Consider the following 22328-nt stretch of genomic DNA (forward strand, 5'->3'; position numbering starts at 1 on the left):
AAAGACACCGTTATAACGATATAACAAAGCATAGAAAAGATGAAAACACAAACTATTAAATTATTCTTCATTGCGCTTCTAAGTGTATCCGTCTTAAGTGGATGTCTTAAAGATAACGACGACATCAATAATATCCCAAGAGCATCCCTCTATATGGTCAACGCTTACACGCCTAGTCCTTCTATATTCCATATGGCAGATGACAATTACTTACAGTATCGACACAACCCATTGGTATATAACAGTTACAGTGCACTACCAGCAAATCTTTATGTGGGAAACCGAAAAATAAAAACTTTTTCCTCTGAAAATAAAGTTTTAATAGACACAGTATACACCTTCAAGGACCGGTCAGCTTACACCTCCTTTGTATTTGGAACTTCAGAAAAACCGAAACAAATCATTGCGGAAGATCAAAGCATAGAGGATCTAGCAAACAAGACAGGTTTACGCTTCTTTCATCTGGCAAACAACACTTCAAAAGTCAACGTATACTTAAACAGTAAAGAAACTCCTATATACAAAGATAGAGTCGTTGAAGATGTATTGACAGGCGAAAGTCTCAAAAACGCTACTTTTGTAGCACAAAACAGTGGAAAAACAAATATCATCATCACGGATGAAAATAACAATACACTGGTCGAACGCTCAGAGAATCTTGAATCGGGAAGATACTACAGTATCATACTAACCGGAGACAAGAATTCTACAAAAACGCCACTATACCTTGGGGTAGTAAAACAATATTAAAATTCCATTTTAGTTAACACGAGGGGATGTTCAAATTGCACATCCCCTCTTTTTTTGAAAATGTCTGTATTATTGATTCGATTCTATATTCCAAGGGACCGATGAGCTACCGTTCCTCCTCCTCGTCCTCCCATCTATTTTCGATATTATCTAACATTTCCAGCACGAGGAGCCACCAAAGTCCAAAGCAGTACCCAACCAAGTATAGCAGACCTTACAACATGAACGATAGTACTGTTATGTAAGTATTATGTAGGTATTATGTAGGGATCATGTAAGCTATGAACTTACATGATCCCTATGTTATAGTTCATTTATTCTTACACAATTTATACATCTTCCCTATTTGCCCCCCCTCAACAAGGACTGATTATTTAGAGTGTATCAAAAGAACGATCAAATTGAAGTAAGTATGGACGCCATAAGCTATTTTTATGCAATAGAGAGGTTATAAAAAGATAAACTAAGTAGTCAGCAATCTGATTCAAACAAAAAAAAGGATCCTCGCTTTGAGAATCCTTTTTTTAACACTGTGCACTCCAAGGGAGTCGAACCCCTAACCTTCTGATTCGTAGTCAGATGCTCTATCCAATTGAGCTAGGAATGCATTAACCTAAAACTTCAGTTATCTTCCGTTTTGGTGATGCAAATATCAATACTTTTTTCAACATTTCAAACATTTTAACACCTTTTTTAACAACAAAACCCATATTTTTTTATATATTGCTGATAGTAATAGAATTACATTTTCTTTTTTATGACAGAACGTATTATCCGTAGCAACAAAATCAGGACAGAAGACATCAGTCTATCCTATTATATCAAAAAAGCAACCGAAAAAGAAAGACGTACCATTATATTTCTACACGGATTCCCCTTCAACAAGAACTCCTGGAGACCACAATTGGAATCATTGGAAGATGATATCACAGGTATCGCCATAGACATTCGGGGACATGGATTATCTACCAGCGGACATGGCTTTTTTAGCATTGATGTATTTGCGAAGGACATTATCTCATTTATCAATAAACTCGACATTGAAAAAGTAACATTATGTGGAGTATCCATGGGCGGCTACATCGCTTTACGGATGTATCAACTGATCCCTGATCGCATAGAGGGCCTTATCCTCTCTGACACACATTCCAGAGCAGACGACAACACAGCTAAACAAAAGCGATTCGACAGCATCCAGGCAATTCTAAGACACGGCAGGAGACCCTTTGCGCTCGGGTTTATCGACAGCCTATTTGCTCAAAAAACAATCCTTGAAAATCCAGAAGCAGTAGAATTGATAAAAAGCAGCATAAGACGCAATCCCATCCAAACCATATGTGCTACGATGCTCGCACTCGCCTCTCGAACGGATACATCAGATTCCCTGGCAAACATAAAAGTCCCAACATTGCTGATCCGAGGCACAGAGGACAAAATAACGGCAAAATTCCTGATGGAAGAGATGCATCAATGTATTCCAGAAGCAAGGTACATCGAAATTGAAGAAGCTGGGCATCTTCCAAACCTGGAACAGCCTTTAGCCTTCAACAAAGAAATAAATGCTTTTTTATTGACGTAGATTAGGATAAATAACATCCTACTACGTCAATAAATCTTTAAGGACAGCTAACCAATGCCCTCTATAGTCAGCGCACCCACCGTAAGGTTATTCCTGGGATCAATCAATATCGCTCGCGCATTAGCAGCTAGCTCATTGTTCAAATCAAACACAACCTCATCGGCAGCTTTTACCAAAATCCGTCCAATATCATTTAGACCTATACCACCGTCATACACCTTATCCTGACTATGAACATCATACCGATATAGAACCTCCAACACCTTAACCTTTGTCACCTGTGTCTGATTTTGCAAAATATACACCTGATTGGTATCCAATGGTCGATTTTCAAACCAACTCACATTTGCTTCAAAACTTCGTTCTGAACGGGACACCTTGGTTGCGCTACTAATAAAGTCTCCTCTTGAGACATCGACATCATCCGTCAGATGCAAAACAATGGATTGTCCATCCACGGCATACAATAGGTCCTTCTGATCAAACTCAATAGCTTGCACCCGACTGCGAACGCCGCTCGGCAGCACCACAACTTCTTCTCCGACCGTCAATCCGTCTCCAATCACACGCCCGGCATATCCCCGATAATCGGGCAAATCTGCACTCTGCGGACGAATCACCCATTGCACAGGAAGACGCCAGGCATTGCTCACCTCCTCTTCCCAGGTTACTGTTTCCAGATACGTTAAAAGCGTAGGCCCCTTATACCACCCCATTCGATCAGAACTGTACACAATATTATCTCCTTTCAATGCAGATACAGGAACAAAATCAACATCTTTAATGCCGAGCCTATCTGCCAGTAGCTGATAGTCCGATTTAATGGTTTCAAAAACAGATGCGCTATAATCCACCATATCCATCTTATTGACACAAACAAGAACTTTTCGTAACGATAGCAACTTCGCAATAAACGAATGTCGTTTAGTCTGCTCTATCACCCCTTTTCGCGCATCAATAAGAACAATGATTAAATCAGAATTCGAAGCTCCTGTCACCATATTACGCGTATACTGTATATGCCCAGGAGCATCGGCAATAATAAACTTACGTGCTTCCGTCTGAAAATACTTATAGGCCACATCAATGGTAATTCCCTGCTCACGCTCCGCCTTTAGACCATCCGTTAATATCGCCAGATCAACCGTACCATCATCATTCTTACGATTAGCCTTTTGAATCGCCTCAAGCTGATCATCCAGTATAGAATTCGTATCATATAGCAACCGGCCGATCAAGGTACTCTTACCATCGTCAACAGAACCCGCCGTAATAAATTTCAATATATTCATTTCTTTTCTAATAATCAGAGACAAGAAACTAGAGACTAGACACTTCTGAAATCTCCTATCTAATATCTCCTATCTCAATACTATGTACTAAATACCCAATACCATACGCTAAAAATACCCCTGTTTCTTACGTTCCTCCATAGCAGCCTCCGATACCTTATCATCCATCCGCGCCCCCCGTTCACTGACTGTCGACGCTTTTATCTCAGCAATGATATCATCCAACTCCACCGCGTGCGAATCCACAGCCGCAGTACAGGTCATATCACCTACTGTCCGGAAGCGCACAGCCCGACGCTCAACTCGATCATCTGCATCCACTTGTAAACAGTCCGCACTCGCCATCCATTGCCCATTACGCCATACCACATCCCGACTATGGCTAAAGTAAATAGAAGGCAAAGCGATCCCTTCCCGCTTGATATAGTTCCAAACATCAAGCTCCGTCCAATTCGAAATCGGAAATACACGGACGTTCTCTCCTTTATTTATCTTCCCATTAAAAATATTCCACAACTCCGGACGCTGCCGTTTGGGATCCCATTGCCCGAACTCATCACGCACAGAAAAAACACGCTCTTTGGCACGAGCCTTCTCTTCATCTCTACGCGCCCCCCCGATACAAGCATCGAAACCGTATGCAGCTATCGTATCCAACAATGTCACCGTCTGTAAAGCATTGCGGCTGGCATTCTTCCCTATAGACTCCAGCACCCGCCCCTGATCGATACTTTCCTGTACTGACCCTACAATCAACCGCTCACCAACCTGCTCCACCAACCAGTCGCGGAATACAATCGTCTCTGGGAAATTATGCCCTGTATCAATATGAACAAGCGGAAACGGAAATTTACCTGGCTTAAATGCCTTCTTCGCCAGATGCACCAACGTAATACTGTCTTTACCTCCCGAAAACAACAAAGCTGGATTTTCAAATTGCCCAGCTACCTCCCGAAGAATATAAATAGCCTCTGCTTCTAAATGATCTAAATAATCCATTTATAAATATTTTTATTTTCTTTTATCTTTCACCATGTAAACCACACTCTTTTTTACTCTTGTCTTCCCACCACCATCTGCCTGCACGAAAGTCCTCGCCAGCACCTACAGACCGCGTACAAGGCTGACATCCGATACTTAAAAACCCTTTATCATGAAGCGGATTATAAGGCACATTAAATGCCTTCAAGAATCCCTCGACCTCTGCCTGAGTCCAGTAAAACAAAGGGTGAACCTTAATAATAGCATTACCTTCATCCCACTCCACAATCCCCATATCTTCTCTATTCGAAGATTGCTCTGCCCGAATTCCTGTAATCCAAACATCAAACCCCTTAATAGCACGCCGCAAAGGCTCTATTTTACGGATAAAACAACATTCCTTACGATTTTCTACGCTCTCATAAAAACTTGTTGGCCCCTTATCACTCACCATAGCTTCCAACGCATCGGCCTGAGGATAGAAAGCCCTAATAGGCATACCATAGCGTTCTAAAGTTCTATTCCAAATATAATAAGTCTCCGGAAACAAACGACCGGTCTCTAAGGTAAATACTGAGGTATCCCGAGCTTTCGCGGCAAGCATATGGGTCAAAACCTGATCCTCTACCCCGAATGAAGTAGAGAAAACAACCCGATTTCCATACTGCGCCGCCACATACGCAATAATTTCCTCCGCCTGCAAACCATTCAACACACGTTTCAGTTCATCAATCATTTTTGACTCCTTTCCAATAACTCTCGTGTATGGGCATTTAATAACCGTACCTTCTCTCCAAAATCGCCCCGAAGCTGCTCACGCATCTCATACATCAATCCCAAGGTCTCATCAATCTCCTCCGGTAACAATCCTTGTAAAAACTCCTTCAACCGCTTTGCAATAGTCGGCGACTTTCCGTTGGTAGAGATACCAATCTTTAAATCCCCCTTCATCACGACAGATCCCAAATAAAAATCACATAAATCCGGTTTATCGGCCACATTGAGTAATACATTACGCTTCCTTGCCAACCCCTGTATATGTTGATTCAATAGCGTGTTATTACTCGCGACCACAACCAGATCCACCCCATCCAAATCCACATCTTCAAAACTACGTTCATACAGATCAACATGCTCTTGCCCTTGCACAAATGCTCTAAAATCCCCAGAAACATCCTTAGCAACGACCCGAACCTTCGCTTTGGGACTCTGCTGCAATAACGCGCTTATCTTTTCCAAACCCACCGGGCCAGCTCCAATCAACAGAACCTGTAACTGCTCAAGCTTAAGAAATATAGGAAACAACCTGTTCATCACACCTGTAAATAATGGATCTCGTTCCGTATCCTACTGAACGCTGCATGCTTGCTGACCACCTCTCCAATCACAATAATAGCGGGCACACCAACACCACTGCATTCCACAGCTTCAACAATAGAGCTTATCGTCCCCAACACAACACGTTCAGTAGCCAAAGAGCCATTCTGAATAACAGCAATCGGCAAAGTAGACTTTCCACTGGCCTCATACAAGGAAACAATCTCCCGCAACTTACCATACCCCATCAATACCACTATCGTAGCATCTGTCCCTACTGCCAACTGAAGATCGGAGGACAGGCTTCCGTCAGACTTAGACCCCGTAATTACCCAAAAGCTCTCACTGACACCTCTATAAGTTAAAGGAATCTTCTGAATCCCTGTCAATCCAATCGCTGAAGATATCCCCGGAATGACTGCAGTAGGAATACCAAAACCATGTACATAGTCCAACTCTTCACCACCACGACCAAATACAAAAGAATCTCCTCCCTTCAACCGAACCACATGCCCATGCGTCAACGCATAATCCACCATCAGTCTATTGATGTAATCTTGTGAAGTGGACAGCCGCTCTGCCCGTTTCCCCACATACACTTTTGTACAGTTAGGTCTAGCATAAGACAATAAAGCATCATTCACCAAAGCATCATAAAGAATAACATCAGCACATGCGATAGCTTTCACTCCTTTCAATGTAATCAAGTCAGGATCGCCCGGACCGGCTCCTACCAATGTTACAAATGGTTGTATTTTATTCATTTTCAAATATCCTTTAAGAATTAACCCTTAGCGCCGACCTACGTTCGGCGGCGTCATAGTAAAAAGCAGTAGCCTGTATCAAATAAGCCTCCGCAAATTCCTTAGAAGGCTCGTATTTATTAATCTGGAGTACGCGTTCCGAAAAAGAAGTCAGAAAACGAAATTCCCCACTCGCGACATACACCTCATCAAACCCGTCAATAACAGCAACCTGTGTACTCGCATTGACACCACGATCAAGCAACAAAGCCTTGGCCCCCCAAACAAAGGCACTATAGCTGTGATAAATAGCATCAGCATACTGATCGAGTTCCAAAGCCTGTTTTGCCCAATCAATCTTTTCCTCAGCCTCAAAAAGTAAAGTAGCCACCAGATCAATCACCACCCCAGCACATTCCCCAACACCGATTGCCGTAGCAAAAGTATCCTGATGCCCCCAATCAATAAACTCATCTGCAGTCAATGTCGTCAGATCAGACAACGGCTTCAACAACCGATAGAAATAATCCTTTCCAACACGATCATAATACCCATGAAAATTCTCTTCGACCGATTTATGGATCTTATAATCGGAAAGAACAAGATCAACAACCTGAAGAACACGTTTCGTAGGCACCTTGATGACACGTTCGGCAACGCGTCCTTTACCATCACCAACAGTACCTCCTCCCAACATCACCTGCGCAGCAGGAACCACCTTACCATCTGCTTTAACTGAGCTTCCATGAAAACCTATATGCGCCAAACCGTGCTGACCACAAGAATTCATACAGCCCGAAATCTTAATCTTCAATCCCTGCTCAAAAACAAAATCTGTATAAAATTCATGAACATACCCCTCTAATACACGGGCCATCTCCGTAGAATTAGATATCCCTAGATTACAAGTATCGGTCCCCGGACAAGTCGTAATATCAGCCGTACTATCAAAACCCGGTTTCGACAGACCTAATTCAACCAATAAATTGAATAAATGCGAAAGAGAAGCCTCACGGACAAACTTAAAAAGCAAATTCTGCCCTTGAGTAATACGGATATCATCTGCCACATGCCCCTGTATACCCGATACCAATCGCCTAGCCTTATCAGTAGATAAATCTCCTGTCTGCACATTTACATACACCCCGTAATAACCTGACTGCTTTTGAGCGAATACATTTGTTTTTTGCCATACCTGAAAAGCTCTTTCGTCGACTACAGGTACCGCATCGATTGCCGTTTCAGGCAGAACAGGCGCTTCCACCAGCCTACGATCGACCACAAAAACAGTATTCCTGTTTGCTATTCGCTCCTCCTCAATAAGACGCAACACCTCCGAAAGCCCTATCTTCTGGACCAAATATTTAAAACGAGCCTTATTCCGATTATTACGCTCCCCATAACGATCAAAAACACGCAACGTAGCCTCTATATATGGAATAACCTGATCCTCTGGAAGAAAATCATACACTTCCTCAGCAAGAACAGGCTGAGCCCCCAGACCACCTCCCATCAACACCTTGAAACCACGCTCCTCTACCCCATCACTCCATCTTACTTTAGGAATAAAACCAAAGTCATGAATATAAGAAAATGCGGTATCCTTGTCCGAAGACGAAAAGGAGATCTTGAATTTCCGTCCCATTTCAGCGCAGACTGGATTACGAAGAAAATAAGCAAATGTCTGCTGCGCATAAGGAGATACATCAAATGGCTCATCCGGATCTATCCCTGCTGTAGCAGATGCAGTCACATTACGGACCGTATTCCCACAAGCCTCTCTCAAAGTAATATCATCAGCTGCCAATTTAGCCCAGAGCTCAGGAGTCTTTGCCAAACTCACATAGTGAATCTGTATATCCTGACGTGTTGTAAGGTGAAGATTACGACTCGCATATTCATCAGAGATAGCAGCAATCTTCAGCAACTGTCTAAAGGTTACCTTTCCAAAAGGTAATTTAATACGAACCATCTGCACTCCAGGCTGACGCTGCCCATACACCCCCCGAGCCAAACGAAGCGACCTAAACTTCTCTTCTGGCAAAGAACCTTCCTGATAAGCCCTAATCTTTTTATCTAGCTCAATAATCTCCTGTGCAACCACAGGATTCTCTAATTCAGTACGAAAACTCTGCATATTTTTTACCTAAAAATGTGTCAATCCAAGCTTTATAATTACGGTTCACAAAACAAGAACGCAACAAATGTATAAAACAAAATCAACAATAACTACATAATCTACCAAATTAGTATATATTTGTAAAAAATATATTTACGACTCTTTTCGATAAAGCAAACAAAAGGATGAAACAACTACGTATTAGCATATTAGCATCCATAATAATATCAAGCTGTGCACCAAAAACACAAAACAGCTATGACCCAAAGACAGGATATTCAGGCAACATATCCCTATCTGGTGCATTCGCGCTCTACCCCATTGTGGTTTTATGGAGTGAGGATTTTAAAAAAATACACCCCAATGTCCGTTTCAATATTTCAGCAGGAGGAGCAGGTAAAGGAATAACAGATGTGCTCACAGATATGATGGATATCGGCCTTGTATCCCGAGATTTTCATGAGCAAGAATTAAAAAAAGGAGCATTCCCTATTTTTGTTGCAAAAGACGCTGTGCTAGGAACGTTTAATACCAACCACCCCAATGCCACACTCCTAAAAAAGAGGGGACTTACGCAACAGGAACTCGAAGGAATCTTTGTCACACAATCCTATCAGAAATGGAGCGATATTGACCCTAGGTTTACAACCGCTCCCATAATCACCTATGTCCGTTCAGATGCTGCAGGTGCGGCAGAGACATGGGCCAAATACCTAGGCCAAAATCAAGAAGACTTAAAAGGTATTGGTATATACGGTGACCCAGGCTTGGCGCAAGCCATCAAGGAAGAGCCAAATAGTATCGGTTTTAACAACATCAACTATGTCTATGATCTAAACCTAAAAAAAACTGCAGCGCACATAAGTGTCATACCAATCGATAAAAACAAGAATGGAAAAATTGACACAGCGGAAGACTTCTACAACAATCTAGATCAATTGACCGAAGCAGTGGCATCAGGAAAGTACCCTTCCCCTCCCTCCAGGCCCTTGGCATTTGTAGTAAAAAAAGGAAACACTAACGCATTGATACGAGAGTTTATACACTTTGTCCTAAAAAAAGAACAACAAGAGCACCTATTGAGCAACGGATATATTCCACTTACAGACGACCAACTTAAAGTCGAAAGAGAGAAAATAAACACTATTCCTAGCAACTAAAAAGCCGAGCCTCGCTCCGTAAAAAACAAACACATTAAGCAAATGAGACTACGCATTCTAAAAGACCTATGGATACGCCACACATTTCGAATCCTACTCCTCTTGACGCTGTCCATGGTAGTTTTCATAGGCATTGGACTGTTTATTAAATCACTGCCCTTATTAAAAGACCAGAACCTATTCACCATCCTAAGTGGAAGCACCTGGTCTCCACTGAAAGGACAGTTTGGTTTTCTACCCTTTATCACTGGCACAGTATCTGTCACACTGATAGCCCTGGTTATCGCAGCCCCACTATGTCTCCTATCTTCGATTTACCTGGTTGAATATGCATCCGCTCTCTTAAAAAAAACAGTACTCCCTTTAATAAATGTACTGGCAGCTATCCCCCCCGTACTCTATGGCGTGTGGGGAATTCTATTTGTCGTACCCTTGATATCAAACTATATAGGGCCTATTTTTGGGAGCCCGAACGCGGGGTACTCTATTCTCTCCGGTGGAATAGTACTCGCTGTTATGATATTTCCGATTATGATCAGCATCATGGTAGAAGTACTAGAGACTATACCTCCGGATCTAAAAGCAGCATCACTATCACTCGGCGCTACACGATGGGAAACCATACAAAAAGTCATTTTAAAAAAAGCTCGCCCTGGAATAATCGCTGCCATAGTACTGGCAACATCACGTGCTTTTGGAGAAACAATAGCAGTACTCATGGTCTGCGGCAACATACCCCAAATCCCAAAGTCTCTATTCGATGCCGGATATCCTATCCCCGCACTCATAGCCAATAACTTTGGAGAGATGATGTCCATACCACATTATGATGCCGCATTAATGTTCGCTGCCCTACTATTGCTGACGATCATCTTTCTATTCAATCTTATTTCGCGACTAATACTAAATAAACTGGAGGAAAAAGCATAATGTCAACCATTAAATCAAGACTGCGACGGGAAAAAATCGCAAAAATATTAATGCAACTCGCGGGTATAGGAATTACAGGTTCCCTTTTTCTAATTATAGGGATTATCCTTTTCAAAGGGCTCCCCTACCTCACTTGGGACATGATCAGCCAGACACCTCAAGGCGGTTTCTATATTGGTAAAGAAGGAGGGATACTCAATGCAATTTTGGGTTCCTTTTATCTAGCGGGCCTATCTACAATACTAGCTTGCTTAATAGGGTTACCTATCGCCATCTACCTCAACGCCTACGTCGATCAGACCTCTACCCTGGCCCGGGTATCAAAACTCTTGTTTGATATACTATTTGGCATACCATCAATTGTATATGGAGCCATTGCCTTCAGTATTATGATTACATTAGGAATCCGTGCTTCCCTATTGGGTGGTGTCATTACGATCACACTCCTCACCATCCCTATAGTGGTACGTACGCTGGATGAACTTTTAAAAACCATTCCTTTAGACCTCAAAAACACCACTACCTCATTAGGGGCTACACGATGGCAGACCGCCCAGATACTATTGAAGTATATCAAACCAGGTCTATTCACAGCCCTTCTACTCGCCTTTGGAAGAGCAATCGGAGATGTAGCAGGGGTATTGCTAACTACAGGGTTCAGCGATAATCTTCCCTTATATCTCGACGAACCAGCGGCAACATTGCCACTAGCCATTTTTTTTCAGCTTAGCAGCCCGATCCCCGAAGTACAGGGAAGAGCTTATGCCTCCGCGCTTATATTAACATTTATCATTCTAATCATTGTCATATGCACACATATACTAGCCTCGCGACAAAAGAAACACAGACTGTAACGCAGATGCAACTGCCACACATACAAATCAAGGATCTGAATGTACATATCGAAGGGAAACACATTCTTAAAAACATAAATTTAGCAATCCCCAATAACTCGATCACATCCATTATAGGACCGTCAGGTTGTGGAAAAACAACACTACTAAAAACACTGAATAGATTGATGGATGACAGCAAAAACGTAAAAATAAATGGCTCCGTACTGGTTAATGGGGAAGACATTTACGCTAAAGACGCCGAAGTCACACACATCAGAAAAAAAATGGGGTTACTCTCCCAACGCCCCTTCCCATTACCTATGTCTATTTTTGAAAATATCACCTATGGACCGCGCATACATGGTCAACGGGACAAAACAGTCTTAAAAGAAATTGTAGAAACCCAATTAAAAAACGTAGGACTATGGGAGGAAGTGAAAGACAGACTCCACCATTCTGCGACGACACTGTCTATAGGGCAGCAGCAACGTCTTTGTCTAGCCCGCGGCCTAGCTGTGCAGCCTGAGATTATACTTGGTGACGAAAGTACCTCGGCCTTGGATCCTATATCTACACAGACTATCGAAAATCTATTGATAGACCTGAAAAGCGAATACACCATCGTATTAGTAACTCATATACTTCGTCAGGCACGAAGAGTCTCTGACTACATCATCTTTGTATACAATGGCGAAATAATAGAGTTTGGAAAAACAGAAGACATTCTCCTGAATCCTCAAAATGAGATCACCAAACAGTATGTCAAGGGATTTATAAGCTAAAAAGGAGCGACCTAGACAGGTCGCTCCTTTTATATATCTTAGCTCTTAAGATAGCAACAGTAATCAATTAAATGACTCCAGCCTTGATAAGCTCCAATTCCATTTCTTTCTGTAACTTTTGTGCCTCTTCTCTAGCCCGCTCCGCAAAGTCCTTACCACTCGAAGCATAGATAATACCGCGGGTACTATTCACCAACAAACCACAATCCTTGTTCATCCCATACTGACATACATCCTGAAGCGATCCTCCCTGAGCTCCCACTCCGGGAACAAGTAAAAAATGATCTGGCGCATGCTCACGAATCTTCAAAAAAGCTTCCCCACGCGTAGCTCCCACCACATACATCAGATTCTCTACAGTACCCCAAGTATTGACTTTATCGATTACCTCTTCAAACAACTGCTTACCATCTGTATTGGAAAAATTCTGGAAATCCTTGCTTCCGGAATTGGAAGTCAGCGCAAGCACTATCGCCCATTTCCCTTCAAAATCTAAAAACGGCGTTACAGAATCCTTACCCATATAAGGTGCTATAGTAATCGAATCGAATCCCATCCCCGACACAGCCTCGTCAAAAAAAGCCTGCGCATACATATTAGATGTATTACCGATATCTCCACGTTTGGCATCTGCTATACTAAAACAGCTCTTGGGAATTGCTTGCCATGTTTTTTGCAAGGAATGCCAGCCACGAACACCATAACTTTCATAAAACGCAATATTAGGCTTATACGCAACACAGAGATCTTCAGTAGCTTCTATGATAGCTTTATTAAAAGCAAAAATAGGATCCTCTTCATCAAGAAGATGAACTGGTATCTTAGTAATGTCCGTATCTAAACCAACACAAAGAAAAGATTGCTTCTCTTTAATCTGTTCTATTAACTCCTGTCTATTCATTTAACTTTTATTGATCAATAAGATTCTGCACGAATGCTTCAACCTCTTTAGTCGAGTAATCATACATACCTTCTTCTTTTGCAGCAATCTTCCCATTCTTATCCAATATCACAGTAGTAGGAATGGCTCCTCCCAACCAATTGGAAGGAATTTCACCGTTAGGATATACGATAGGTAGTTTCAATTTTTGGTCTGTTAAAAACTTCGCCGTTCCTTCTACATCCCCTTCAATCTCCACAATCAAAAACTCGATGTTATCGTTACCCTTAAATTTATCATACAATTTCTGGATTGACGGCATTTCTGCTCGACAAGGTGGGCACCATGTCGCCCAAAAATTGATAAACAGCACCTTACCTTTGAGCTGTTCCGTATCATAGACAATATTATCTGCACTAGAGAATGATGCTTTGTCACCGATGGAATCGGGAGCACTCTCCTTATCACCGGCCTGGGCCTCAACAGGCTTTTCCAATTTTGGCTTAAAAAAACCGATTTTCATCAGCTGCTGCTGTATAAAAATTCGGCTCGGCGACCATAGGACCAAGCCCATGAGCACCACGAAAACAATCCAACTGACAATATTTTTAATTTTCTTCTTTTCTGCCATCATTTCCAGAAATTAGGTATCAAATTTTTCCAATTGCTTAAGTAAAGTAGCAAAATCCTTCGGATACTCCGCATCAAAAGCATAACTCTTTCCATCAATAGTAAAGGCTACACTTTTTGAATGAAGTGCAAAACGCTTCATTATTGGCAATTCCTCCTCATCTTTGGACATCGTAAAACCACGCCTTTTTATCTGCGATAGAAAAACAGGCTTACCCCGATACATCGAATCCCCTACAATAGCAGCATGTTGTGTTGCCAAATGTATACGGATCTGGTGCATCCGCCCTGTAATAGGCCGACATTCCACCAGTGTAAAATGTTTAAAATAACGTATACTGTTAAAAATCGTTTCTGCCTGCTTACCATTTGCCCGATCAATACTCACATTCTTATTTCCCTGGTTCAAGATAGGCAAATCAACGGTAAGGTTATCAAAAGTATGGGTCCCCTGTATAATAGCATGATACACTTTATTCACCCTTCTCTTTTCAAATTCAATAGAAACCAAACGATAAGTCTCTGGATTCTTTGCTATAAGAAGCACTCCAGAAGTATCCTTGTCCAATCGGTGACAAATCTGCGCATCACCATAATAACGTTTTGCTAAACGAAGGATGTTAACTTCTCCCCCCTCACGCTCATCTAAAGATGCAATAAAAGGTGGTTTATTGATAACAATAAGATTATCATCTTCGTAAATGATAAGATCGTTGAATTTCGGAAATTTAAATAAACGGTTGTCGTTTTGAATCATAGTGCAAAAATATAAAAACTAGGCGACTATTTAGCAACATAAGGTTTTTACATTAATATGCAGACAGCACCTTTATTATTTATAATTTTGCAACAAAACAATTATATCATGTCCGTAAATAAAATCATTAAGCGCGTCACTACTTCTAGCATCAAGGAAATGAAACTTCGTGGCGAAAAAATAAGTATGCTGACTGGCTATGACTATACTATGGCGAGAGCTTTAGATGAATCAGGAGTAGACGTTATTCTAGTAGGCGACTCTGCAGCAAATGTGTTTGCCGGGTACGAAACCACTCTCCCAATTACGCTCGACAATATGATCTATCATACATCAGCGGTAGCCAGAGGATGCCAACGCGCACTCGTTTTAGCCGATCTTCCCTTTGGTGAGTATCAGGGATCGACTGACAAAGCATACGAAGCTGCAGTAAGAATGATGAAAGAATCAGGAGCACATGCACTTAAACTAGAAGGTGGTGAAGAAATAATTGATAACATCAAAAAAATAATAAACGCTGGTATCCCCGTATGTGGTCACCTCGGACTAACACCACAGTCCATCAATAAATTTGGAACATTTGGTGTCCGTGCAAAAGACGAGGCTGAAGCAGAAAAACTAAAAACCGATGCACTCGCTCTACAGGAAGCAGGCTGTTTTGCTATCGTACTAGAGAAAATACCAGCGCAACTGGCAGAAGAGGTTTCAAAATCCTTACACATCCCTACAATAGGTATCGGGGCTGGCAATGGTTGTGATGGACAAGTTTTGGTTGTTAATGATATGCTCGGAATGACCAAAGATTTTAAACCTAAATTTTTACGTCAATACCTCAACCTCTATCAAGAGATTACCAATGCAGCAGCACAATATGTAGCTGATGTCAAGGCGTTAGATTATCCAAATGAGAATGAACAGTATTAACCCATTATATTAAGACCATACTTTGGGAAAAATAATCATCATAGGTATTTTGCTGGCGGTGTTGATATACTTCACACTCCGCCGGCTTAATTTTTTCAACTTCAATAAACCATCGCAGCGAATAAACTCTTCCCGAGTTATTGAAGTCACAGCTCCAACACAGCTCCTAAAAAGAGGGTTAAAACGCACCTTATATACGGTAGGTTCTGGATTAGTACTATTGATTCTCATAGTAGCTCTAGCTGCAAAATTCAAGATTGCATTAATTATGCTACCTATAAGCATATACCTAATCGCTCAGTTCTTTGTACTCAATAATCACGTCAAAACAATACGGGACCAACAGATACATTATGACTCAGAAACCCAAGATGTACATATAGAATGGATTAATGGCAAATCTCTCGAATTCAACTTACTAAAAGATGTAACAGAACTAAAAGAAGTTCGTGCCGTACAAAAAAACAATGGTCTACATATGGGTTATTACCAACTTTCAACAAACACCAAGGTAATCTACCTACCATACCTTTTACAGGAAAACCCGGTCAATAAACCGTTTTTCGACAAGTTACAGCTGTTCAATAGGTCAATCGAGACCAAACTATTCCCTATTATCTAGGATCGTCCAATACCCAATCAAAAACACGTCATTGTTGCCAAAAAGCCTCTAGAAATCTCCTTGCTACACACCAGCTAAACACTACCTATAACGGACTTGAGCGGACTTTAACGGACTTATGGGGACTTGAGCGGACTTATCATACATGCCACAATCTTTTAACTAGCTGAAACCAGCGATTTTTCAAACGAAAACCCTAATAAAAAGACGTTCAATCATTTTTGGTACAAACGTTGCTATACTTTTTCTGATTATTAAGTTTAACCCTTATATGAAATACTTACGTAGCATAAGCCGCGCTAACAGTTTTATGGTCTTTACCATTGCGCTTACATTATTTTATTCCTGTGACCGCAAGGCATCACCTCAAACTGTAGATAAGGAAAAAATAAAAATAGATAGCATTGCCCAAGCAAAAAAAGAAGAAGAGGAAAAAGAGAAAATGCGTCCACGCACAGCGGCAGACATCACGCTCACCAAAGAGCTTATATATGACAAATACACACTAGAAGACAAGTACAAATACAAAGATACATTCCGCGTATTCCAGTGGGATAAAATCAAAGAGAAGTTGGCCTACATCGAAAACTTCCAACGCGAGCATAACAATTATGCTTTAGTCGCAAACTACAAACATAAAAATGGAGAGGCTCCAACAGTAGCAAATTTCAAGCGAAATGCCTATAAAAGGGTGTCGGACACACTCGGAACGGAACGCTATCAGTCTGCCCCTCTTTATAAAATCGGTGAGACCAAAGTACCAACGATATACGGTCGGGATGGTTCACTGGTCAAATTGCTATCAAGCGACACCTTAAATATGGTCCGTATTAAAGGTCTTACGAACATCGAAGGCGAATGGGATATCCCAAAACGCTATATAAAAGCCATAGGGGACACCGCTTCCTTCAAACATATTGTTGTCGTAGACGTGACCAATCAAAATATATGTGCCTTGGAACATAAAAATGACAGCTGGATCATACGAAGTATGAATCCCTCCACAACAGGCAAACACAATCCCCCCTATGGTATGGAAACACCTGTGGGCATTTATCTACTACAAGAACAAAAACCAAAAATGTTCTATTATGCAGATGGGACGACCAATATAGCAGGCTATGCCCCATGGGCAAGTCGGTTTACCAACGGAGCATATATACATGGTGTCCCCACAAATGACCCCAAAGCGAAGATTATTGAATACAGCTGGACATTAGGCACAACCCCTCGTTCACATATGTGTGTAAGAAATGCATCATCCCATGCGAAGTTCGTTTATGACTGGATAAAGCCATTTTCATCGCTCGTAATTGTCATCAATTAATCCTATCGAAAAGAATTAACATTTCTTAACATTTTTATAACACATTGGTAACGACCTTTGTATGCGGAAGGAAAATGTGTGTATATGAAAAAAACAATAGCTATTATAGGATTGACATCACTGGCAGGCTTTTATGCCATATTCAGCAAACCTAATCAACTTAAACCTCAAACTATCCCTACAGCGCAACATGTAGATTCACTCAAAGAAGATGAAAGTGAGTCTTCCATTGCAAAACTCTACAAGGAAATAGCCTTAGAAGGAAAACTTAAGTTTGAAGCATTCGAAATGGCCATGAACGGGTATCAAAACATGTCCTTTAAAAATAAGGACATCATTACCGTAATCGATTTTTCGCTACCCTCTACCGAAAAGCGGATGGCAGTAATAGATTTGAAAAACAAGAAAATACTTTTTCATACCATTGTATCTCACGGAAGAAACAGTGGAGAGAAGTATGCCACATCTTTTTCTAACAGTCATGGTTCCCACCAGAGTTCGCTCGGATTTTACAAAACCGTGAATACCTATCAAGGAGGAAACGGATACTCTTTGGTACTGGACGGACTGGAAAAAGGAATCAACGACCAAGCAAAACCTAGAGCCGTAGTGGTACACGGAGCTGACTACTGCAGCCAGTCTATTATCAACGCTACAGGAAGACTGGGACGTAGTTATGGGTGCCCAGCGTTACCTAGAGATGTTGCTAAGCCGATCATAAACACAATTAAAGACGGAACGATGCTTTTTATTTATGCAGATAACAAAACCTATCTAGCCCAATCGAAAGTATTAAAAGCGAAACCAACGACTTTGATTGCACAGAAAGACATCGCAGAAACACAAACAGGTCAAGGGGTAATGAATTAACCCCACCTTGTTTTTCCATAACTAATTCGCTAAATTTAGCTTCAAGGTAACAAAGAACAATGAAGCGAATACTTTCTATTGATGGTGGCGGAATACGGGGAATAATCCCTGGTATGCTGATAGTCGCCCTTGAAGACAGACTAAAAGAAATCAGTGGAAATCCCCAAACCCATATTTCCGAATACTTCGACTTTTTCTCAGGGACCAGTACCGGTGGCATATTAACATCAATTCTGCTATTTCCCTCCGAACAAGATCCCTCTAAACCAAAATACTCTGCGAGAGAAGCTTTAGATATCTACCTCGAACACGGAGAAAGTATATTTTCAGCCAGCAAGTGGAGAAAATTCTTAAGCAAATTTGGCTTAGTCAGTGAAATATATAACGAAGAGGTTATCGAAAAAATACTCGCTGATTATTTTGGGGACACCAAACTGAGTGAGCTCATCAAACCCTGTATCATAACAGCATACAATATTGAGCTTCGCAAAAACCACCTTTTCAGACAACAAAAAGCCATAAGTCACGGTGATTCAAGAGACTTTTACCTGCGAGACGTATGTAGGGCCACCTCCGCTGCACCAACTTTTTTTTCAGTAGCGGAGATATTCTCCCTCGCCAATACGCGCTACGTACTCGTCGATGGCGGACTATTCGCGCACAACCCGGCGATATCGGCCCTTATTGAAGTATTAAAAAACTTTAACACTTTCAGTATAAATGACATACACATTCTTTCACTAGGCACAGGAATCACAAAAAACGCCTACAATTACGAAGATTTTAAGAAAAAATGGGCCATCTCTATTGGCCCCGCTTTAGTGGATATTATGACCTCAAGCTCCTCAGAGAGTAATGATTATTTTATTAAACAACTATTTCGTTCTGTAAACCATGCAGGCAATTACATCCGCATAGAACCAAGCAACCTGTCCTCTATTGATCCTGGAATGGATGCTGCCAGTAAATCAAATATCCAAAAGATAGTAGCCCTATCCGATAAAGTGATCAGTGAAAACGAATTGGTCATCGACAAACTCGCGCATGAGCTCATACGTGACAGAAAAGAAGTGGAACGGAGAAAAAAATCTGTTTGGAATTTTCTTTCCAGATGAGACTTTCATGATTCGCCAGCTAGCGAATCCCGCAAAGAAATGAACTGATCCCGATGTTGTTGGGAGAGTTCTTGAATCTCAATATAAGACATCTAAAAAATAGCGGATGGCTTACCACCATCCGCCAAAAATGCTATTCCTTAATTAATGCCCGATCAAGATGTACATATCCCCCATCTACATACAGTAACTGACCTGTAGTATGACTTGATTTATCGGATAATACAAACACAGCCGTATCTGCTACTTCCTCCGCTGTGGTCATTCTATTCCCAAGTGGTATACGGTTTTTTATTTTCTGCAAAGTCTCCGCCGGATTCTCTAGGGTCTGTATCCAGGAATCATATTGTGGCGTAGACGCTTCGGCGACCACAATTGCATTCACACGTATACCGAAAGGCAATAATTCTACCGCCCATTCCCGAGTCAGGGCATTACGTCCGCCATTGGAGGCGGCATAAGCAGATGTACCACCTTGCCCCGTTTCCGCAGTCTTCGAGCTGATATTAAGAATGGTTCCTTTAGACTGCTTCAATGCATCCAAAGCATAATGAGCCAACAGATAATAATGAATCAAATTCTTGTGTAAAGATGCTACGAAACGGTGATAATCTCCATTGGCCAATCCGACACCATCATTATGTCCGGCATTATTGACCAATCCATCGATACGCCCGTAACCAATCAATGCTTCTTCGACAGCTCGAGCACAGTCATCCGGATTAGAGAGCTCTGCCTGTATCGTCAGCGCCTCACCTCCAAGAGCTTCAACCTCTCTCTTGACCAAGAGATTATCGTCCTCATTGCGCCCCACAATGATAGGTATTCCCCCTTCTTTCGCCAAAGCTAGGACAATAGCTCGTCCTATCCCTTTAGCTCCTCCTGTCACTAGAAAAATCTTACCTCTCAAATTTAAATCCATCCTATCAAAATTACGTTATATGATAAAACCTTACGGCATTCTGTCCCCAAAAGTCAGCGCGTTCGGATTCGTTGAACTCGTCCAGATAAGCATTGGCAATCATCAAGACCTCATCATAACTAGAAGCTACCAAACTAACTGGCCAGTCTGAACCAAAACAAATACGTTGCTTTCCAAAACAGGCAATTACATGTTGCACATAGCGTGTAAAATCAGCGATAGACCAGTTGTTCCAGTCCGCTTGTGTTGTGAGTCCCGAAATCTTACAATATACATTTGGAAAGGCGGCCAATGCTTCAATAAAAGCAGCCCATTCTTCAAACTCTCCTGTGGCCACCGCGGGCTTTGCCATATGATCCAACATAAATGCTTGCTTCGGATGAGCGGCAACACACTCCAGTGTACTGGTATAATGCCTAGGATGTATCAATAGATCATAGGTATAACCATGTTCTGTCAGCGCCTTAATACCTCGTTGAAAAGCAGGTTGCATCAAAAAACCGGTATCTGCTTCGGCTTCTATGATATGTCGAAATCCCTTGACAATGGGATGAACCGAAAATTTAAGAAGTTGCTCTTCAACATCCTCTGATCGTAAATCGACCCAACCAACCACAGCTTTCACCATTTTATAAGCACCCGCCAGCTCAATCAGAAAATCGGTCTCCCGTAAAGATTGATCAGCCTGCACTAATACAGCTCCGTCTATACGATTGTCTTTAAGGGTCTTTGAAATATCATTCGGTAGAAAATTACGCTGAATTACTTTCATATCATCCGTAATCCAGGCGTCCTTTACAGGGTCAAATAACCAAAAATGTTGATGGGAATCTATACGCATTGCCTATCTTTTTGAAAATCTCTTACTCTTACTTTAGAAACACAATTAGCCACGCCAAGCGATAACCTCTTGGCGCTGTTCGCCCAAATGATCAGCGCCAAGCTCAATCACGTCTCCTTCTTTTAAATAAATAGGCGGATTAAAACCCAGCCCGACACCTGCAGGTGTTCCGGTCGAAATAACATCACCCGGCAATAAAGTCATAAACTGAGAAACATAAGAAACAACATGCTCCACCGAAAAAATCAGATTCTTCGTATTGCCTTCTTGGTAAGTCTTGCCATTGACTTTAAGCCACAAACGGACATTATTAATATCCGGGATCTCCTCCTTAGTCGTCATTACCGGTCCCATAGGAGCAAAAGTATCACAGCCCTTTCCTTTATCCCAAGTTCCGCCACGCTCAATCTGGAATTCACGTTCAGAAACATCATTGTGCAATACATAACCTGCCACGTAATCCAATGCTTCCGACTCCTCCACATACGTAGCTTTTTTGCCAATCACGATTCCAAACTCTACTTCCCAATCCGTCTTAACGGAGTTTTTAGGAATAACGACTTGATCATTGGGTCCGATAAGCGCTGTTGTAGACTTCATAAATATAATCGGCTCCGCGGGAATAGCAGCTCCCGTTTCTTCTGCATGATCTTTATAGTTTAGGCCAATACAAACAATCTTTGATGGGCGACCGAACGGTGCACCAAATCGGCTATCTTTAGGGATCTCCGTAAGCTGTCCCTGGTTAGCTTTAACAAACTGCTCCAACCTCTCCAAACCATTTTCTGAAAAGAAGCGTTCATCGTAGTCGCCACCAAAAGCGGTGGTATCATAGTTTATTCCATCAATCTGAACACCTATCTTCTCTTTACCTGATGCGCCGTAACGTATTAATTTCATGCTGTTTTTAATGTTTAATGGCCAATTTTATAGCCGGTGTCTAAATACTAA

Annotated in this window: 23 protein-coding genes and 1 tRNA gene; 11 read left to right on the forward strand and 13 right to left on the reverse strand. The window is 41.6% G+C overall.

Annotated elements, in window-relative coordinates:
* Nucleotides 1-39: 39 nt before the first annotated feature.
* Nucleotides 40-750 (forward strand): DUF4397 domain-containing protein, encoded by a 711-nt coding sequence (locus JKG64_RS07540; protein ID WP_210353700.1) that lies wholly within the window; start codon nucleotides 40-42, stop codon nucleotides 748-750.
* Nucleotides 751-1283: 533 nt separating this feature from the next.
* Here the strand turns inward: JKG64_RS07540 and JKG64_RS07545 are convergent.
* A tRNA-Arg gene (locus JKG64_RS07545) sits at nucleotides 1284-1357 on the reverse strand.
* Between the two features lie 150 nt (nucleotides 1358-1507).
* On the opposite strand from JKG64_RS07545, the gene JKG64_RS07550 reads away from it, so the two are divergent.
* Nucleotides 1508-2329: an alpha/beta fold hydrolase gene (locus tag JKG64_RS07550; RefSeq protein ID WP_210353701.1), complete on the forward strand. Its 822-nt coding sequence runs from the start codon at nucleotides 1508-1510 to the stop codon at nucleotides 2327-2329.
* Nucleotides 2330-2376: 47 nt separating this feature from the next.
* Here JKG64_RS07550 and JKG64_RS07555 read toward each other — a convergent pair whose 3' ends face one another.
* The 6 genes from JKG64_RS07555 to JKG64_RS07580 form a co-directional block, all read right to left on the reverse strand.
* Nucleotides 2377-3621 (reverse strand): sulfate adenylyltransferase subunit 1, encoded by a 1245-nt coding sequence (locus JKG64_RS07555; protein ID WP_210353702.1) that lies wholly within the window; start codon nucleotides 3619-3621, stop codon nucleotides 2377-2379.
* Between the two features lie 108 nt (nucleotides 3622-3729).
* Entirely contained in the window at nucleotides 3730-4620 is an 891-nt protein-coding gene (cysD, locus tag JKG64_RS07560; protein WP_210353703.1) for a sulfate adenylyltransferase subunit CysD, read from the reverse strand.
* 22 nt (nucleotides 4621-4642) lie between these two features.
* Nucleotides 4643-5338 carry a phosphoadenylyl-sulfate reductase gene (locus JKG64_RS07565; protein ID WP_210353704.1) on the reverse strand — a complete coding sequence of 232 codons (696 nt, stop codon included), beginning with the start codon at nucleotides 5336-5338 and terminating at the stop codon, nucleotides 4643-4645.
* On the reverse strand, nucleotides 5335-5916 hold the full coding sequence (locus JKG64_RS07570) for a precorrin-2 dehydrogenase/sirohydrochlorin ferrochelatase family protein (protein WP_210353705.1): 582 nt from the start codon (nucleotides 5914-5916) through the stop codon (nucleotides 5335-5337). Before JKG64_RS07570 ends, JKG64_RS07565 begins: the two co-directional genes overlap by 4 nt.
* Entirely contained in the window at nucleotides 5916-6683 is a 768-nt protein-coding gene (cobA, locus tag JKG64_RS07575; protein WP_021072277.1) for a uroporphyrinogen-III C-methyltransferase, read from the reverse strand. The genes JKG64_RS07570 and cobA overlap by 1 nt, the downstream gene beginning before the upstream one ends.
* A gap of 13 nt (nucleotides 6684-6696) precedes the next feature.
* Complete coding sequence (locus tag JKG64_RS07580) at nucleotides 6697-8799, reverse strand: HEPN domain-containing protein (RefSeq protein WP_210353706.1); 2103 nt, start codon at nucleotides 8797-8799, stop codon at nucleotides 6697-6699.
* A 167-nt stretch (nucleotides 8800-8966) separates the two neighbouring features.
* Between JKG64_RS07580 and JKG64_RS07585 the strand changes: the two genes are divergently transcribed.
* From JKG64_RS07585 to JKG64_RS07600, 4 genes are read left to right on the forward strand one after another with little or no spacing between them, the layout of a single operon-like run.
* Nucleotides 8967-9941, forward strand: coding sequence for a PstS family phosphate ABC transporter substrate-binding protein (locus JKG64_RS07585; protein ID WP_210353707.1), 975 nt, complete (start codon nucleotides 8967-8969; stop codon nucleotides 9939-9941).
* Nucleotides 9942-9983: 42 nt separating this feature from the next.
* Complete coding sequence (gene pstC, locus JKG64_RS07590; RefSeq protein ID WP_210353708.1) at nucleotides 9984-10871, forward strand: phosphate ABC transporter permease subunit PstC; 888 nt, start codon at nucleotides 9984-9986, stop codon at nucleotides 10869-10871.
* Nucleotides 10871-11725 (forward strand): PstA family ABC transporter permease, encoded by an 855-nt coding sequence (locus JKG64_RS07595; RefSeq protein WP_210353709.1) that lies wholly within the window; start codon nucleotides 10871-10873, stop codon nucleotides 11723-11725. Before pstC ends, JKG64_RS07595 begins: the two co-directional genes overlap by 1 nt.
* Entirely contained in the window at nucleotides 11680-12489 is an 810-nt protein-coding gene (locus tag JKG64_RS07600; RefSeq protein ID WP_021072282.1) for a phosphate ABC transporter ATP-binding protein, read from the forward strand. Before JKG64_RS07595 ends, JKG64_RS07600 begins: the two co-directional genes overlap by 46 nt.
* A 67-nt stretch (nucleotides 12490-12556) precedes the next feature.
* On the opposite strand, the gene pyrF is transcribed toward JKG64_RS07600, so the two are convergent.
* The 3 genes from pyrF to JKG64_RS07615 are packed head-to-tail and all read right to left on the reverse strand — an operon-like array spanning nucleotide 12557 to nucleotide 14756.
* The gene (pyrF, locus tag JKG64_RS07605) at nucleotides 12557-13390 is read right to left on the reverse strand and encodes an orotidine-5'-phosphate decarboxylase (RefSeq protein WP_210353710.1); all 834 of its coding nucleotides are present in this window, start codon (nucleotides 13388-13390) and stop codon (nucleotides 12557-12559) included.
* A gap of 7 nt (nucleotides 13391-13397) precedes the next feature.
* Nucleotides 13398-14003, reverse strand: a complete 606-nt coding sequence (locus JKG64_RS07610; protein ID WP_246512496.1) for a TlpA family protein disulfide reductase — start codon at nucleotides 14001-14003, stop codon at nucleotides 13398-13400.
* 9 nt (nucleotides 14004-14012) lie between these two features.
* Nucleotides 14013-14756 (reverse strand): RluA family pseudouridine synthase, encoded by a 744-nt coding sequence (locus JKG64_RS07615; RefSeq protein ID WP_021072285.1) that lies wholly within the window; start codon nucleotides 14754-14756, stop codon nucleotides 14013-14015.
* Between the two features lie 108 nt (nucleotides 14757-14864).
* Between JKG64_RS07615 and panB the strand changes: the two genes are divergently transcribed.
* The 5 genes from panB to JKG64_RS07640 all read left to right on the forward strand — a co-directional run bounded on the left by panB (nucleotide 14865) and on the right by JKG64_RS07640 (nucleotide 19614).
* Nucleotides 14865-15680: a 3-methyl-2-oxobutanoate hydroxymethyltransferase gene (panB, locus tag JKG64_RS07620; protein WP_031302085.1), complete on the forward strand. Its 816-nt coding sequence runs from the start codon at nucleotides 14865-14867 to the stop codon at nucleotides 15678-15680.
* Nucleotides 15681-15702: 22 nt separating this feature from the next.
* A complete protein-coding gene (locus JKG64_RS07625; RefSeq protein WP_210353711.1) occupies nucleotides 15703-16302 on the forward strand; it encodes a hypothetical protein in 600 nt (199 codons plus the stop codon).
* Between the two features lie 271 nt (nucleotides 16303-16573).
* Nucleotides 16574-17629: a L,D-transpeptidase gene (locus JKG64_RS07630; protein ID WP_210353712.1), complete on the forward strand. Its 1056-nt coding sequence runs from the start codon at nucleotides 16574-16576 to the stop codon at nucleotides 17627-17629.
* 84 nt (nucleotides 17630-17713) lie between these two features.
* Complete coding sequence (locus JKG64_RS07635) at nucleotides 17714-18499, forward strand: murein L,D-transpeptidase catalytic domain family protein (protein ID WP_210353713.1); 786 nt, start codon at nucleotides 17714-17716, stop codon at nucleotides 18497-18499.
* Nucleotides 18500-18558: 59 nt separating this feature from the next.
* Entirely contained in the window at nucleotides 18559-19614 is a 1056-nt protein-coding gene (locus JKG64_RS07640; protein ID WP_210353714.1) for a patatin-like phospholipase family protein, read from the forward strand.
* A 133-nt stretch (nucleotides 19615-19747) separates the two neighbouring features.
* On the opposite strand, the gene JKG64_RS07645 is transcribed toward JKG64_RS07640, so the two are convergent.
* From JKG64_RS07645 to JKG64_RS07655, 3 genes are read right to left on the reverse strand one after another with little or no spacing between them, the layout of a single operon-like run.
* Nucleotides 19748-20536, reverse strand: a complete 789-nt coding sequence (locus JKG64_RS07645; RefSeq protein ID WP_210353715.1) for an L-fucose dehydrogenase — start codon at nucleotides 20534-20536, stop codon at nucleotides 19748-19750.
* Nucleotides 20537-20546: 10 nt separating this feature from the next.
* Nucleotides 20547-21377, reverse strand: a complete 831-nt coding sequence (locus JKG64_RS07650) for an amidohydrolase family protein (RefSeq protein WP_210353716.1) — start codon at nucleotides 21375-21377, stop codon at nucleotides 20547-20549.
* A 45-nt stretch (nucleotides 21378-21422) separates the two neighbouring features.
* Nucleotides 21423-22277 carry a fumarylacetoacetate hydrolase family protein gene (locus JKG64_RS07655; RefSeq protein ID WP_210353717.1) on the reverse strand — a complete coding sequence of 285 codons (855 nt, stop codon included), beginning with the start codon at nucleotides 22275-22277 and terminating at the stop codon, nucleotides 21423-21425.
* Nucleotides 22278-22328: the final 51 nt, after the last annotated feature.

The sequence above is a fragment of the Sphingobacterium tabacisoli genome, assembly GCF_017908035.1.
Lineage (GTDB): Bacteria > Bacteroidota > Bacteroidia > Sphingobacteriales > Sphingobacteriaceae > Sphingobacterium > Sphingobacterium tabacisoli.